Annotated in this window: 14 protein-coding genes; 8 read left to right on the forward strand and 6 right to left on the reverse strand. The window is 75.3% G+C overall.

The annotated features are described in order from the left end of the window. Positions 1-53: 53 nt before the first annotated feature. Positions 54-998, forward strand: coding sequence for a M23 family metallopeptidase (locus tag ACI8AB_RS03745; protein WP_456949015.1), 945 nt, complete (start codon positions 54-56; stop codon positions 996-998). A 109-nt stretch (positions 999-1,107) separates the two neighbouring features. On the opposite strand, the gene pcrA is transcribed toward ACI8AB_RS03745, so the two are convergent. After that, the gene (gene pcrA / locus ACI8AB_RS03750) at positions 1,108-3,402 is read right to left on the reverse strand and encodes a DNA helicase PcrA (RefSeq protein WP_456949016.1); all 2,295 of its coding nucleotides are present in this window, start codon (positions 3,400-3,402) and stop codon (positions 1,108-1,110) included. A gap of 251 nt (positions 3,403-3,653) precedes the next feature. Between pcrA and ACI8AB_RS03755 the strand changes: the two genes are divergently transcribed. The 4 genes from ACI8AB_RS03755 (at position 3,654) to ACI8AB_RS03770 (ending at position 6,305) form a co-directional block, all read left to right on the forward strand. Continuing rightward, positions 3,654-3,923 (forward strand): chorismate mutase, encoded by a 270-nt coding sequence (locus ACI8AB_RS03755; RefSeq protein ID WP_387987627.1) that lies wholly within the window; start codon positions 3,654-3,656, stop codon positions 3,921-3,923. Between the two features lie 121 nt (positions 3,924-4,044). Then, positions 4,045-4,617, forward strand: coding sequence for a carboxymuconolactone decarboxylase family protein (locus ACI8AB_RS03760; RefSeq protein ID WP_456949017.1), 573 nt, complete (start codon positions 4,045-4,047; stop codon positions 4,615-4,617). Beyond that, positions 4,614-5,486 (forward strand): RNA polymerase sigma-70 factor, encoded by an 873-nt coding sequence (locus tag ACI8AB_RS03765; RefSeq protein ID WP_456949018.1) that lies wholly within the window; start codon positions 4,614-4,616, stop codon positions 5,484-5,486. Before ACI8AB_RS03760 ends, ACI8AB_RS03765 begins: the two co-directional genes overlap by 4 nt. Positions 5,487-5,570: 84 nt before the next feature. Beyond that, positions 5,571-6,305, forward strand: coding sequence for a PIG-L deacetylase family protein (locus tag ACI8AB_RS03770; protein WP_387987633.1), 735 nt, complete (start codon positions 5,571-5,573; stop codon positions 6,303-6,305). A 9-nt stretch (positions 6,306-6,314) separates the two neighbouring features. Here ACI8AB_RS03770 and ACI8AB_RS03775 read toward each other — a convergent pair whose 3' ends face one another. Further along, complete coding sequence (locus tag ACI8AB_RS03775; RefSeq protein WP_456949019.1) at positions 6,315-6,974, reverse strand: response regulator; 660 nt, start codon at positions 6,972-6,974, stop codon at positions 6,315-6,317. Next, entirely contained in the window at positions 6,971-8,260 is a 1,290-nt protein-coding gene (locus ACI8AB_RS03780; protein WP_456949020.1) for an ATP-binding protein, read from the reverse strand. Before ACI8AB_RS03780 ends, ACI8AB_RS03775 begins: the two co-directional genes overlap by 4 nt. A gap of 125 nt (positions 8,261-8,385) precedes the next feature. On the opposite strand from ACI8AB_RS03780, the gene ACI8AB_RS03785 reads away from it, so the two are divergent. Next, positions 8,386-9,282: a PspC domain-containing protein gene (locus ACI8AB_RS03785; RefSeq protein WP_456949021.1), complete on the forward strand. Its 897-nt coding sequence runs from the start codon at positions 8,386-8,388 to the stop codon at positions 9,280-9,282. Next, a complete protein-coding gene (locus ACI8AB_RS03790) occupies positions 9,275-9,574 on the forward strand; it encodes a hypothetical protein (RefSeq protein WP_456949022.1) in 300 nt (99 codons plus the stop codon). Before ACI8AB_RS03785 ends, ACI8AB_RS03790 begins: the two co-directional genes overlap by 8 nt. Before the next feature lie 72 nt (positions 9,575-9,646). Here ACI8AB_RS03790 and ACI8AB_RS03795 read toward each other — a convergent pair whose 3' ends face one another. Then, positions 9,647-10,231 carry a dienelactone hydrolase family protein gene (locus ACI8AB_RS03795; protein WP_456949023.1) on the reverse strand — a complete coding sequence of 195 codons (585 nt, stop codon included), beginning with the start codon at positions 10,229-10,231 and terminating at the stop codon, positions 9,647-9,649. A 64-nt stretch (positions 10,232-10,295) separates the two neighbouring features. Between ACI8AB_RS03795 and ACI8AB_RS03800 the strand changes: the two genes are divergently transcribed. Further along, positions 10,296-10,982: a helix-turn-helix transcriptional regulator gene (locus ACI8AB_RS03800; RefSeq protein WP_456949024.1), complete on the forward strand. Its 687-nt coding sequence runs from the start codon at positions 10,296-10,298 to the stop codon at positions 10,980-10,982. Positions 10,983-10,985: 3 nt separating this feature from the next. On the opposite strand, the gene guaA is transcribed toward ACI8AB_RS03800, so the two are convergent. Further along, entirely contained in the window at positions 10,986-12,548 is a 1,563-nt protein-coding gene (gene guaA, locus ACI8AB_RS03805; protein ID WP_456949025.1) for a glutamine-hydrolyzing GMP synthase, read from the reverse strand. Further along, on the reverse strand, positions 12,548-13,684 hold the full coding sequence (locus tag ACI8AB_RS03810; RefSeq protein WP_456949026.1) for a GuaB3 family IMP dehydrogenase-related protein: 1,137 nt from the start codon (positions 13,682-13,684) through the stop codon (positions 12,548-12,550). The genes guaA and ACI8AB_RS03810 overlap by 1 nt, the downstream gene beginning before the upstream one ends. Positions 13,685-13,686: the final 2 nt, after the last annotated feature.

Here is a 13,686-nt window from a genome sequence, read left to right on the forward strand (position 1 = left end):
CCCGACGGGCTGCTCCGTGCAGTGGTCCCGGGAGCGTGGACGAAGGGTGTCCCGTGACCGCGCTCCTCGAGCCCGCGGCGACCGGCCGCCGGGCGACCGGGCCCGACGCGACCGGCCGCATCTCGTCCGGCCCGCTGGGGACCCCGGCCGTGCCGCCGGTCCCGCGGCCCGCGGTGCCGAGCACCGTCCTCCCCGCCCGGGTGGTCGCCCCCGTCACCGCTCCGGCCGGGGACGCCGCCGAGGTCGAGGACGCTGCCGAGGTCGAGGACGCTGCCGAGGCCGCCTCCGAGGCGGCCGACACCGAGCCCGACACCGAGCCCGACACCGAGCCCACCGCGCGGCGCACCGTCCGCCGCCCGCCCGGGCGCCGCGGCCCGCTGTGGCTGGGCGCGCTCGTCGCCGGTGCGCTCGTCGCCGCCGTCCCCGCCCTCACCGGCGGCACCCCGGCCCCGGCCGCCTCGGTGAGCGCGGCCGACTACGGCCTCGGCGCCGCCGACATCGGCCTGACCGGGGACATGGAGGACGCCGGGGTCCGGCAGGGCATCACCCAGGCCGAGGCCGCCGTGCGGCTGTCGGAGCTGGCCGCCTCCCGCGCCGCCCGCGAGCCCCGGACCGTCGCGCCGACCACCGGCCGGATGACCACCTGCTTCTGCCAGCGCTGGGGCTCCATGCACTGGGGCATCGACCTGGCCAACTCCCTCGGCACGCCGATCCACTCGGTGACCGACGGGGTCGTGCTGCGTGCCGGCCGGGCCTCCGGGTACGGCAACGCCGTCTACATCCAGGACGCCGACGGCAACGTGCACGTCTACGGGCACATGCGCTACTACGACGTCGAGGCCGGCCAGATCGTGCACGCCGGCGACGAGATCGCGAAGATCGGCAACGAGGGCCAGTCCACCGGCCCGCACCTGCACTACGAGATCCACCGCGGCGGCATGACCGGCCGGCCGATCGACCCCGAGGAGTGGCTCGCCGACCACGGCGTCACCCTGTGACCCGGCGTCACTCCGCTCCCGGAGCTCCCCCCGCGCTCCGGGAGTGCTGCAGCACCCCCGGAGGCCGCGAACGACCCCAGGAGCGCCCCTCCCGCGGCGGAGCGCGGGCCTAGAGCTTGACCAGCGGGGCGTAGCGCAGGACGAGGCGCTTGGTGCCGCCGGAGCCGAAGTCGACCGTGGCCTGCGCCTTGTCGCCGGCGCCGTTGACCTCGACCACCGTGCCCAGACCGAACGCGTCGTGGCTGACCCGGTCGCCGACCTCGACGGAGATCACCGGCCGGTTGCCGCGGCCGCCGCGCAGGCCGCCCGTCGACAGGCCGGTCGCGGCCACCCGCTGCTGCGCCGACGAGCCGGTGCTCGGCGCCGGCATCGGGTCGGTGCGCGCCCAGTGCACGGTGTCCGGGGGCAGCTCGTCGAGGAACCGCGACGGCGGGTTGTAGGCCGGCTGCCCCCAGCTGGTGCGCACCGTGGCGCGGGAGAGGAACAGCCGCTGCCGCGCGCGGGTGATGCCGACGTAGGCCAGCCGCCGCTCCTCCTCCAGCTCCCGCGGGTCGCCGAGCGCGCGCAGGTGCGGGAACACGCCGTCCTCGAGGCCGGTGAGGAACACGACCGGGAACTCCAGGCCCTTGGCGGTGTGCAGCGTCATCAGCGTGACGACGCCGGCCTCGTCGCCGGAGACGGGGATCTGGTCGGCGTCGGCCACCAGCGAGACCTGCTCGAGGAAGTCGGTGACGGTGCCGCCGGGGTTGGCCGCCTCGAACTCGGCGGCCACCGAGATGAGCTCGTTGAGGTTGTCGACGCGACCCTCGTCCTGCGGGTCGGTGCTGGCCTCGAGCTCGGCGAGGTAGCCGGTGCGGTCGAGGATGCTCTCCAGCAGCGCGGCCGGGCCCGAGCCGGTCTCGACCAGCTGCTCGAACTCCTCGAGCAGCGCGACGAACTCCTGGACCGCCTTGAGCGACCGCGGCGCCAGCGTGGTGATCTCCGGGCAGCGGCGCAGCGCCGACGGGAACGCGATCCGCTCACGGTCGGCGAACTGCTCGATGCAGGACTCGGCCTTGTCGCCGATGCCGCGCTTGGGCGTGTTGATCACCCGGCGGAGGCTGACGACGTCGGCCGGGTTGGCGACCACCCGGAGGTAGGCCAGCGCGTCGCGGACCTCCTTGCGCTCGTAGAAGCGCACCCCCCCGACGACCTTGTAGGGCATGCCGACGCGGATGAACACCTCCTCGAACACGCGGGAGGCGTTGTTGGTCCGGTAGAAGACGGCGATGTCCGCGGGCCGGACCGTGCCGGCGTCGACCAGCGCGTCGATCTGCTCGGCGACCCAGGCTGCCTCGTCGTGCTCGTTCTCGGCGACGTAGCCCTCGATCAGCTCGCCGTCGCCGGCGTCGGTCCACAGGTTCTTGGGACGGCGGCCGGTGTTCTTGGCGATGACGGTGTTGGCCGCCTTGAGGATCCGCTGGGTGGAGCGGTAGTTCTGCTCGAGCAGGATCGTCGTCGCGTCGGGGTAGTCGCGCTCGAACTCGTCGATGTTGCGGATCGTGGCGCCGCGGAAGGCGTAGATCGACTGGTCGGCGTCGCCGACGACGCACAGCTCGGCCGGCGGGACCGGCCCCTCGCCCGTGCCGACCAGCTCGCGGACCAGCACGTACTGCGCGTGGTTGGTGTCCTGGTACTCGTCGACCAGCACGTGCCGGAACCGGCGGCGGTAGTGCTCGGCGACGTCGGGGAAGGCCTGCAGCAGGTTGACCGTCGTCATGATCAGGTCGTCGAAGTCCAGCGCGTGCGCCTCGCGCAGCCGCCGCTGGTAGAGCGTGTAGGCCTCCTTGAGCACCTTCTCCGGCGCCGTCTGGGGGCTGAAGGAGTCCTCGTCGACCAGCTCGTTCTTCAGGTTCGACACCTGGGCGGCGAGGCTGCGCCCGGGGTAGCGCTTGGCGTCGAGGTCGAGGTCGCGGGCGACCATCGTCATCAGGCGGACCGAGTCGCCCTGGTCGTAGATCGTGAACGACGACTTCAGGCCGAGCTTCGCCGACTCGGCGCGCAGGATCCGCACGCACATCGAGTGGAACGTGGACACCCACATCGCCCGGGCGCGCGGCCCCACGAGGTGCGCGACGCGCTCCTTCATCTCGCCGGCGGCCTTGTTGGTGAAGGTGATCGCGAGGACCTCGCCCGGCTGCACCCCGCGGGCCCCGAGCAGGTAGGCGATGCGGTGGGTGAGCACGCGGGTCTTGCCCGACCCGGCACCGGCCACGATGAGCAGCGGGCCGCCCTCGTGGACGACGGCCTGACGCTGGGGACCGTTGAGTCCGGCCAGCATGCGGTCCAGTTCCCGGCCGGCCGAGCCGGGAGCGGAACGCTGGAGCGCGGCGGTTCCGGGGAGGGCCTGCTGCACGCTGCTCATAGCCACACCACTGTAGTTCGGACCGGCGACGGACCCGTCCCGCGACGGACGCCCTCGTGGCCGCCGGGCGTGCTGTGGCACACTCGGCGACGTGCTGATCGCCACCGTCGGCTTTTCCTACGGGCACCGGGTTCCGGTGTCCGTCGCCGCCGGCTGAGCAGCCGCCGCAACGAACGCCCCGGGCCCGAGGAGCCCGGGGCGTTTCTCGTTCCCCGGGGTCCGACGGCCGCTCCCCGCCCCGGAGGAACCCGATGACCGCCACCCTGCCGCCCACCGACGCCGACACCCGCATCGCCGAGCTGCGCGGCGAGATCGACGCCTGCGACGCCGAGCTGATCGCACTGGTGCAGCGGCGGCTCGCCGTCTCGCAGGAGATCGGTGAGCTGCGCCGCGCCACCGGCGGCACCCGGCTGTCGCTGTCCCGGGAGCAGCAGGTGATCGACCGCTTCCGCACCGCCCTCGGCCCGGACGGCGCCGCGCTCGGGATGCTGCTGCTGCGCCAGGGCCGCGGCCGCCTCTAGACGACGGACCCCCTCGCCCCCCACCGCTCGCACGCTCGCGGCGGGCCCTGCGAGGGCCGCCCTGTCACGTTCCGGGCGGCTGCGTCGTCTCCATGGACACCCCACCGGAGAGGACGACGCCGTGACCGAGACCCGCACCGCCCGCATCCCGCTCGACCCGCCGCGCACGCTGCTCACCCGCCTCGTCGACCGGTACTCGCGCCGCCGCTTCGGCGCGACGCTGGACCCCGCCGCGGCGTTCGGGCACCACCCCCGCCTGCTGCTCACCTACCTGCGCCACGAGCAGTCCCTCGCGAAGTGGGACCGGCTGGACCCGACGCTCAAGTCACTCGCGGTCATGTCGGCGGCGGTGACCGTCGGCTGCTCGTGGTGCGTCGACTTCGGCTACTGGGTCGGGACCGCGCACGAGGGCGTGGACCCGGCCAAGCTGCGCGCCGTCCCCGCCTGGCGGAACGGCGACGCGCTCACCGACCTCGAGCGGCGCGTCGTCGAGTACGCCGAGGCGATGAGCACCACCCCGATGGGCGTCACCGACGAGATGGTCGCCGCGCTGCGCCGCGACCTCGACGACGCCGCCCTGGTCGAGCTCACGATGATGGTCGCCGTGGAGAACAGCCGGGCGCGGGCCAACAGCGCCCTGGGCCTGACCAGCCAGGGCTTCCGGGACCGCTGCGAGCTCCCGGCTCCCGCGTGACCGGCCCGCTGCCGGCGTTCGACGCGCACCGGCGGCTGCTGTTCACCGTCGCCTACCAGATGCTCGGCAGCGTCGCCGACGCCGAGGACGTCGTCCAGGACGCCTGGCTGCGCTGGTCGGCGGCCGACCGCGACGACGTCGCCGACCCGCGCGCCTACCTGGTCCGGGTCACCACCCGGCTGGCGCTGGACCGGCTGGACTCCGCCCGCGCGCGCCGGGAGGCCTACGTCGGCCCGTGGCTTCCCGAGCCGCTGCTCACCGACGAGGCCGCGGACCCGGCCGACGAGGCGGTGCTCGGCGAGGAGGTGTCGCTGGCGCTGCTCGTCGTCCTGGAGAGCCTGTCCCCCGCCGAGCGGGCGGTGTTCGTCCTGCGCGAGGTGTTCGGGCTGCCGGCCGCGGAGGTGGCCGCCGTCCTCGGCCGCTCCGAGGCGGCGGTCCGGCAGCTCGGCCACCGGGCGCGGGAGCACGTGTCCGCCCGCCGCCCGCGGTTCGACGCCGACCGGGCGACCCACCGCGAGGTCACCGAGCGGTTCCTCGCCGCGTGCGCGGGCGGCGACGTCGACGCGCTGCTGGCCGCGCTCGCCCCGGACGCGGTCCTGCTGACCGACGCCGGCGGCCGGGCGAAGGCGGCGCTGCGGCCGATCACCGGCGCGGACAAGGTGGCCCGCTTCCTCGCCGCCGTCATCCCCGGAGGGGTGTCGCTGCCGGGTCTGCGGATGGTGCTGACCGAGGTCAACGGCCGGCCCGGGGTGGCGGCGTGGACCGGCGGGGAGCCCCTCGCCGCGGTCTCGCTGGTCGTCACCGACGGCCTGGTCCAGCAGGTCCTCGTGGTCCTCAACCCCGACAAGCTGGCGGGCCTGCGGGGGTGAGGTGCTGGAACGGTCTCCTCGCGATGGCCCGCGCCGAGCTGCGAGGCGTGGGGGGCGAGGAGGTCCGTCACTTAGGCTCCGGCGGTGACCGCCGTCCCGCCCCGGAAGCCCGCCGAGCACGTCGAGCGCGTCCTGTGCGTGCTCGCCCACCCCGACGACGTCGACTTCGGCAGCGCGGGCACCGTGGCGACCTGGACCGCGGCCGGCACCGAGGTCGTCTACTGCATCGTCACCGACGGCGACGCGGGCGGCTTCGACGAGACCCCGCGCGACCGGATGGGCCCGCTGCGGCGGGAGGAGCAGCGCGCCGCGGCCGCCGCCGTCGGCGTCACCGACGTGCGCTTCCTCGGCTACCCGGACGGCCGGCTGGAGCTGACGCTCGACCTGCGCCGGGACATCAGCCGGGTCATCCGGCAGGTGCGCCCGCAGCGGGTGCTCACCAGCTCCCCGGAGCGCTGGTACGAGCGGGTCGGCGCCAGTCACCCCGACCACATGACCGTGGGCGAGTCGACGCTGCGCGCGGTCTACCCCGACGCCCGCAACCCGTTCGCCTTCCCGGAGCTGCTGGCCGACGAGGGCCTGGAGGCGTGGACGGTGGAGGAGGTGTGGCTGGGCGCCAGCCCGCGGGCCGACCACGCCGTCGACGTGACCGACGTCGTCGAGCTCAAGTTCGCCGCGCTCAAGAGCCACGTGACGCAGGTCAGCCACATCCACGACCTGGAGTCCTTCGTCACGGGCTGGATGGCGCAGACCGCCCGCCGCTTCGGCCTGCCCGACGGCCGCCTGGCCGAGGCCTTCCACGTCGTCCACACGGCGTGACCTCGCGGGTCACAGCAACCTGTTGGTCGCCGCCCAGCGGGTGAGCTCGTTGCGGTTGGACAGCTGCAGCTTGCGCAGCACGTTGGACGCGTGGGACTCCACCGTCTTCACCGAGATGAACAGCCGCGAGCCGATCTCCCGGTAGGTGTAGCCGCGCGCCAGCAGCTGCATGACCTCGCGCTCGCGGGCGCTGAGCAGGTCCAGGCCGGGGTCGGTCGCCGGGTCCTCGGGGGGCGCGGCCGACGGCGCGCTCGCGGCGAAGGCGTCGAGCACGAAGCCGGCCAGCCGGGGGCTGAAGACGACGTCGCCCTCGGCCACCCGCTGCACCGCCGACACCAGGTCCGGCCCGGAGATGGTCTTGGTGACGTAGCCGCGGGCGCCGGCGCGGATGACCGCGATGACGTCCTCGGCGGCGTCGGACACCGACAGCGCCAGCCAGCGCACGTCGGGCAGCTCGGCGCGCAGCGTCTCCAGCACGGTGCGGCCCCCGCCGCCGGGCATGTGCACGTCGAGCAGCACGACGTCGGGGACGGTGGCGCGGATGCCGGCGACGGCGGAGTCGACGTCGGACGCCTCACCGACCACGGTGACGGCGCCGCCGAGCTCGGCGCGCACGCCGGCGCGGACCATGGCGTGGTCGTCGACGACGAAGACGCGGGGGACGCTCACGCGGCGGCCTCGCGGGGCAGCACGAGCTCGACCTCGGTGCCCTCGCCGGGCGCCGAGCGCACCGTCGCCGTCCCGCCCAGGCGGGTGAGCCGGCCGGACACCGAGTCGCGCAGCCCGCGGCGGTCGGCCGGGACGGCGGACGGGTCGAAGCCGGCGCCGCGGTCGCGGACGAACACCGACACCGACTGCGCGCCCACCTCGGTGTAGAGGTCGGCGGAGGTCACGCCGGCGTGCTTGGCGGCGTTGAGCAGCGCCTCGCGGGTGGCCGCGCCCAGCGCCGCGAGCGCGTCGTCGACCGGGGCGTCGCCGACGACGACCGGGTCCACGGTGAGCGCGTGGTCGCCCTCCACCTCGGCGACCATCTCCGAGACCAGCGCGGACCAGGTGCCGCCGCCGGGCGAGGACGCCGGCTCGTACAGCCAGCTGCGCAGCTCCCGCTCCTGGCTGCGGGCCAGCCGGGCGACGGCCTGCTGGTCACCGGAGTTCCGCTGGATGAGCGCGAGGGTCTGCAGCACCGAGTCGTGCAGGTGCGCGGCGACGGCGGCCCGCTCCTCGGAGCGGATGCGGGCGGTGCGCTCGGACTCGCGGGAGTCCAGCAGCCGCCGCCAGAACGGCGCGGTGGCCAGCACGACGCCGACCAGGATGACCAGGGTGGCCACGAAGCCGTTGCGCGCCGCGGCCAGTTGACCCGTCGTCGCGAGCAGCAGGACCAGGCCGATGGCGGCGAGCGCCGCGCCGCCGGCGAGCACCCAGCGCACGCCGGGCCGGGTCAGCGTGCGGTCGGTGTCCAGCTGCCGCCAGATGACGGCGAGCCCGCCGCCGACCAGCAGCAGCGGGGCGATGAGGTCGTTGTTCCCCCACGTCGCCAGGTTGGTGACCAGCACCATCGCGCCGAGGCCGAAGAAGACCAGGCCGACGGTCTGCCGGCGGCTGGGCCGCGGCGCCGTGCCGGGGGCGACCTCGCCCAGCGGCACGAAGAACCACAGCAGCGCGTAGGCGATGACGCCGATGCCGGTCACCGCCAGCGCGACGAACGCCGCGCGGACGACCAGCGGATCGGTGCGCAGGTGCGCCGCCGTCCCCGCCGCGACGCCGGCGAGCATCCGGCCCTGCCGCGGGCGCACGAGCGGCGGCCGGGTCTCCGCCGGGCGGGTCGCCACGGCGGTGGCGCCCGCGGGAGCCGGCGGGGTCCCGGTGGTCAGCGGGGTCTGCGTGGGCACGCCGACGGGCCCGGCCGGCGGGGCGCCGGCCGGCGGCCCGCCCGTGCTGGGCGCCGTCCTCGTCACGGCACCGATCGTCGCACCGCGCGCACCTCCCCCGGTACCGGGAAGCCCCCGGACGGGCAGGACCAGGGTCGGATGGGGGCCTTCCCCGATGTCGCGGCGGGCGCCCGCTCGGCACGCTCTGTGCCATGACCGCCGCCTCCCCTCCTCCCGCTCCACCCTTCGATCCCCCGCCCGCACCACGCCCCACGCTCCGGCGCAGCCGCACCGACAAGGTGCTGGGTGGCGTCGCGGGCGGCCTCGCCGAGTACAGCGGCGTCGACGCGCTGCTGTGGCGCGTCGGCTTCGTCGCCCTGACGCTCGCCGGCGGCACCGGCGTCCTCGTCTATGCGCTGCTCTGGCTGCTCATGCCACGCGGCCCGCGCCGGGCCGGCGTCGACGGGGCGCCCGCCGAGCCGCCGGCGCCCCGCTCCCCCGTCGCCGGGATGACCGTCGCGGGGCTGCTCATCGTCGTCGGCCTGATGGTCCTGGTGACCCGCTACACCGACCTCGACCTCGGCCCCCGCGGCTTCCTCGCCGGCGCGCTGCTCGTCGTCGGCCTCGGACTGGTCGTCTCGGCGCTCACCCGCGGCCGCACGCCGCGCGGCGGGCTGATCGCGCTGGGCTCCGTGCTCACCCTGGCGCTGCTGTTCACCTCGTCCGTCCCCGCGTGGGACGCCGACGACCGCGTCGGTCCCGGCGGCGGCGTGGGCGACCGCGACTACCGCCCGGCGACCGTCGAGGACGTGCGCCCCGTCTACAGCCTGGGCGCCGGCGACATGGACGTCGACCTCTCCCGGATCGACGTCGACGACGTCGACGAGCCGGTCGAGGTGCGCATCGAGCACGGCGTCGGCGACCTCGACGTCACCGTCCCCGACGACGCCGACGTGCAGGTCGACGTCGAGAACGGCATCGGCGACGCCGAGCTGTTCGACCAGGAGGACGAGGACGGCTACTTCCGCGCACCGGGCGGCGACAGCCGGCCCGAGTTCGTCCTGACCATCGACCACGGGGTCGGCGACCTGGAGGTGTCCCGTGCCTGACTACAGCGAGTTCCCCACCACCCCCACCGGCTGGCAGGAGCGCGCGCTGGCCGCCGACTGGCAGCACACCAGCGTCCTCCCGGTCGAGACCCCCGCCCCGAAGCGGCGGGTGGACCTGGTCGCGCTGGTCCCGGGCGTCGCGTTCGTCGTCCTGGCCCTGGTCTTCCTCGCCGGGGTGACCGTGCCGCTGGGCTTCCTCGCCGACGGCGGGCTGCTGTGGCTGCTGCTGGTCGGCGTGGGCGTGGCGCTGATGGTGAGCGAGCTGCGGAGGGCGCGCCGCAGGCGCGGCTGACGACACGGGGCGGCCGTTCCGGGGGCCCGGGGAGCGAGGAGCTCCCCGGGCCCCCGCCGTGTCCGCGGCGTGTCAGCCGGCGACCCGGTCGACGAAGGCCAGCGCCCGGGTCCAGAACAGGTCGGTGGCCTCCGGGTCGTGCTCCGCCGGCAGCGACGGGTCGGTGAACAGGTGCCCCTCCCCCGGGTAGCGGAAGACCTCGAGGGTCGCGCCGGCCGCGGCGACGTCCGCGGCGAACGCCTCGTCCCACTCCGCGGAGCGCTTCGGGTCGTCCGTGGTCCGGTGCAGCTGCGCGGGCAGCCCGGCCGGCCAGCCCGGCGCCCCGAGGACCGCCATCGGCAGCGCCCCGGAGACCAGCAGGACACCGCCGCACCGGCGCTGCGTGGCCACGTGCTCGGCCATCCCCGCGCCGTTGGAGAAGCCGGCGGCCACGAACCCGTCGGGCAGGTCCCGGACGGCGTCGACCGCGCGGGCCATGAGGGCCGGGAAGCCGACCGTCTCGACGTACGCGCCGGCCTCGGCGTAGTCGTCGAAGACCCGCCCGTCGTACTGGTCGACGACGCGGACCTCGTGGCCGGCGGCCCGCAGCCGGTCCGCGGCGTCGGTGATCCCGGGCCGGACGCCGAGGACGGAGTGGAAGAGCGCGATGGTCGTCACGGACCCACGGTGGCGCGTCCTCGGTGACACCGTCCTGTCACCGACTCCTGCGAGGATCCGCGCCGTGAACCGCACCGACCGGTTGCACGCGCTCACCGAGGAGCTGCGCCGTGCCGGGCCGCGCGGGCGGACGGCGCGGCGGCTGGCGGCGTGGCTGGAGGTGTCCACCCGCACGGTCAAGCGGGACGTGAGCGCGCTGCAGCAGGCCGGCGTCCCGATCTGGGCGACCTCGGGTCCCGGCGGCGGCTACGTGCTCGACGCCGTGGCCACGCTCCCGCCGGTGAACCTGACGCCGGCGCAGGCGGTGGCGGTCGCCGTCGCCCTGGCCGGCGCGGCGGACGCGCCGTTCGCCGCGGACGGCCGCGCGGCGCTGGAGAAGGTGCTCGACGTCCTCGGTCCGCAGGCCCGGGCGGAGGTGGAGCGGCTCGGCGGCCGGGTGTGGGTGCGGGCACCGTCGGCCCGGCGGCCGGACCCGGCGCCGGTGGTGGAGGAGGCGCTGGCCCGGCGCCGCGTCGTCGCGATCACCTACCGGGACCGGGCGGGGACGGCGTCCCGGCGGCGGGTGGAGCCGCACCTGCTGGCCCGCACCGGCGACCGCTGGTACCTCGTGGGCTGGTGCCGGGAGCGGGACGCGCCGCGCTGGTTCCGCTGGGACCGCATCGAGGCCGCCGCCCTGACCACCGAACCCGCCCCCGAGCGGGACCCCGCCGTCTACGGCACTCCCCCACCCGACGCGCACTCCGTCAGGTGACCGTCACTCCCACTCGATGGTGCCCGGCGGCTTGCTCGTCACGTCGAGGACGACGCGGTTGACCTCAGACACCTCGTTGGTGATGCGGGTGGAGATCCGGGCGAGCACGTCGTAGGGCAGCCGTGTCCAGTCGGCGGTCATGGCGTCCTCGCTGGACACCGGGCGCAGCACCACCGGGTGGCCGTACGTGCGCCCGTCGCCCTGGACGCCGACCGAGCGGACGTCGGCCAGCAGCACCACCGGGCACTGCCAGATCTCGGAGTCGAGCTTCGCCGCGCCGAGCTCCTCGCGGGCGATCGCGTCGGCCCGCCGCAGCACGTCGAGGCGGTCCCGGGTCACCTCGCCGACGATGCGGATGCCCAGCCCCGGGCCGGGGAACGGCTGGCGCTGCACGAGCCGGTCGGGCAGGCCGAGCTGCCGGCCCACCTCGCGCACCTCGTCCTTGAACAGCGTCCGCAGCGGCTCGACGAGGGTGAACTGCAGGTCCTCGGGCAGCCCGCCGACGTTGTGGTGGCTCTTGATGTTGGCCGTGCCGGTGCCGCCGCCGGACTCCACGACGTCGGGGTAGAGCGTGCCCTGCACGAGGAAGTCGACGGTCTCGCCGTGCGCCTGCGCGTCGGCGACGACGTCGGTGGCCGCCTGCTCGAACACCCGGATGAACTCGCGGCCGATGATCTTCCGCTTCTCCTCCGGGTCACTGACGCCGGCGAGCGCGGAGAGGAACTGCCCGCTGGCGTCGACCACCCGCAGGTCGGCGCCGGTGACCTCGGCGAAGTCGCGCTCGATCTGCTCGGTCTCGCCCTGCCGCATGAGGCCGTGGTCGACGTACACGCAGGTGAGCCGGTCGCCGATGGCCCGCTGCACGAGCGCGGCGGCCACAGCGGAGTCGACGCCACCCGACAGCGCGCACAGCGCCCGCCGGTCACCGATCCGCGCCCGGATGGCGGCCACCTGCTCGTCGACGACGTTGCTCATCGTCCAGCTGCGCTCGAGCCCGGCGATGTCGAACAGGAAGTGCTCGAGCACCGTCTGGCCGTGCGCGGTGTGCCGCACCTCGGGGTGGAACTGCACCCCGGCCAGCCGCCGGTCGACGTCCTCGAACGCCGCCACCGGCGCGCCGGTGGAGGTGGCGGTGACGGTGAAGCCGGGCGGCGGGACGCTGACGGCGTCGCCGTGGCTCATCCACACCGACTGCTCCACCGGCAGGTCGCCGAACAGCCGGCCCTGCGTGGTGACCGTCAGCGGGGTGCCGCCGTACTCGCGGTCGCCGGTGTGCGCGACGGTGCCGCCGAGCGTCTGCGCCATGGCCTGGAAGCCGTAGCAGATGCCGAAGGCGGGCACCCCGCCCTCGAACAGCGCCGGGTCGACCTGCGGCGCGCCCTCGGCGTAGACGCTGGAGGGACCGCCGGAGAGCACGATCGCCGCCGGCTCCCGCTCCAGGATCTCCTCGACGGGCACCGAGGACGGGACGATCTCGGAGTAGACGCCGGCCTCGCGGATGCGCCGGGCGATGAGCTGGGCGTACTGCGCGCCGAAGTCGACGACCAGGACGGTGGGGAAGTCCATCAGTCGGGTCGACCGCCGATCACCAGGTCCACCCGCTGGAACTCCTTGAGGTCGCGGTAGCCGGTCTTGGCCATCGTGCGGCGCAGCGCGCCGAACAGGTTGGTCCGGCCGTCGGAGGTCTCGGCGGGGCCGAGCAGCACCTGCTCGAGCGACCCGGCCGACGGGATGGGCGCCGAGGTGCCGCCACGTGGCAGCCGCGGGTGCGCGGCCACCGAGTCCCACCAGACGCCGCCGCCGGGGGCCTCCTTCGCCGCCCGCAGCGGCTCGCCGACCTGCACGGCGTCCGCGCCGCAGGCCAGCGCCCGCGCGATCGCGCCGCTGGTCTCGATCCGGCCGTTGGCGATGACGTGCACGTACCGGCCGCCGGTCTCGTCGAGGTAGTCGCGGCGGGCGGCCGCGGCGTCGGCGATCGCGCTGGCCAGCGGCACCCGGATGCCCATGACGGCGTCGCCGGTGGAGAAGCTGTCGGCGCCGACGCCGACGACCACCCCGGCCGCGCCGGTGCGCATGAGGTGCAGCGCCGTCTGGTAGTTCGCCGCGCCGCCGACGATCACCGGGACGTCGAGGTCGGCGATGAACGACTTGAGGTTGAGCGCCGCGCCCTGGGTGGTCACGTGCTCGGCGGAGACGATCGTGCCCTGGATGACCAGCAGGTCGACGCCGGCGGCGAGCACCGCGGGCGCGAGCTGCTCGGTGTGCTGCGGCGAGACGCGCACCGCCGTCGTCACGCCGGCGTCGCGCATCTCCTTGATCCGGGCGGTGATCAGGTCCGGCTTGACCGGCTCGCAGTAGACCTGCTGCAGCAGCGACACCGGCGGCGGCGCCTCCGCACCCGCCTCGCGCAGCTGCCGGTAGACCGGCAGCGGGTCGTCGTAGCGGGTCCACAGCCCCTCGGCGTTGAGCACGCCGAGGCCGCCGGCCCGGCCGACGGCGATCGCCGTCGCCGGGCTGACGACGGCGTCGCTCGGGCTGGTGACCAGCGGGATGTCGAACCGGAAGGCGTCGATCTGCCAGGCCGTGGAGACGTCGTCGACGTCGCGAGTGCGGCGGGACGGGACGATCGAGACCTCGTCCAGGTCGTAGCCGCGGCGGGCGAAGCGGTTGAGGCCGATCTCGACGGTGTCACGGGCGGGCACGG

It is taken from the genome of Geodermatophilus sp. SYSU D00698, assembly GCF_054050335.1.